Annotated in this window: 1 protein-coding gene; it reads left to right on the top strand. The window is 54.1% G+C overall.

Going from position 1 to position 1,052, the window contains the following annotated elements; genetic code table 11:
- Positions 1-64: 64 nt before the first annotated feature.
- Positions 65-1,052 (top strand): IS630-like element ISHsp2 family transposase gene (locus INT19_RS08910; RefSeq protein WP_193060495.1). Its coding sequence is split into 2 segments (ribosomal slippage), with 987 coding nucleotides annotated over them: positions 65-451 and positions 453-1,052; the frame shifts between segments, so codons are not numbered across the junction. This gene is flagged as partial in the annotation.

Here is a 1,052-nt window from a genome sequence, read left to right as displayed (position 1 = left end):
GCTAAGTGCCTGATCTTAAGTTTTCGTGTAACGTTGGAGTCTGATATCTCTAACGGATGGAACCATGTTAAGGCGTTTCGTTGCTCCCCTTACTGACTCTGAACAGCAGACGCTGTCCTCCGCCTATCACCACGGTGAGAAGCGTGCTCTACGACGCCGTGCACATGCCATCCTACTGAGCAATCAAGGCCATACGATCAACCAAATTAGCCAGATACTGGAGGTCCGCCGCGACGCCGTATCACGATGGCTCAAACAATGGGAAGCGTCAGGCCTCGATGGATTGATCGACAAGCCCCGCAGTGGTCGCACGCCCGTCTTGGACGAGAGCGATCATCAGCGACTGCAGGAGCTCGTCGCCGAACAGCCTCACCAGATTCGATCCTTGCAGGCCCGTTTTGAAGAAGAGACGGGCAAGACCGTCAGCACGGTGACCCTTCGCCGAGCGTTGAAAAAAAAATGACTTCAGCTTCAAACGTATCCGGCACTCACTCAAAGCATTGCGTGACGAGACGGATTTCCGAAACACCCAAGGCCTCCTCAAGGCACTCCATCAGCAGGAGGACCAGGGTGAGCACGAGCTCTATTACTTTGATGAATCGGGTTTTTCACAATCGTCGTCGGTACCCTATGCGTGGAGTCCCATCGGGCAACCCTGCGAGGTGACCGCCTACTCACACAGCCGAAGGCTGAACGTATTGGGGTTCCTCAGCCGTGCTGGGAAACTGATCTACCACACCACTACCGGGTCAGTGACCACCGAGACGGTCATCGAAGCGTTTGACCAGTTTGTAGCACAGAAAAAAACCGATACCTTCGCTGTTGTGGTGCTCGACAACGCCAGCATGCATCGCTCGCAGGCCTTCAGGCGGAAAATAGTCGAGTGGATGTCGCACCGTGTGCATCTGGTTTACTTATCGGCCTACTCGCCGGAGCTGAATCTGATTGAGATACTGTGGCGTCAGATGAAGTACGCATGGCTGCCGTTGAGTGCTTACCTTTCGTTTGATCACCTCTGTGAAGAGGTACACCGGCTATTGGGTAGCTATGAA

The organism is Halomonas sp. 3A7M, from assembly GCF_014897875.1.
Lineage (GTDB): Bacteria > Pseudomonadota > Gammaproteobacteria > Pseudomonadales > Halomonadaceae > Vreelandella.
The sequence above is the reverse complement of the archived record's forward strand: the minus strand, read 5'-3'. Positions and strand labels throughout refer to the sequence as shown.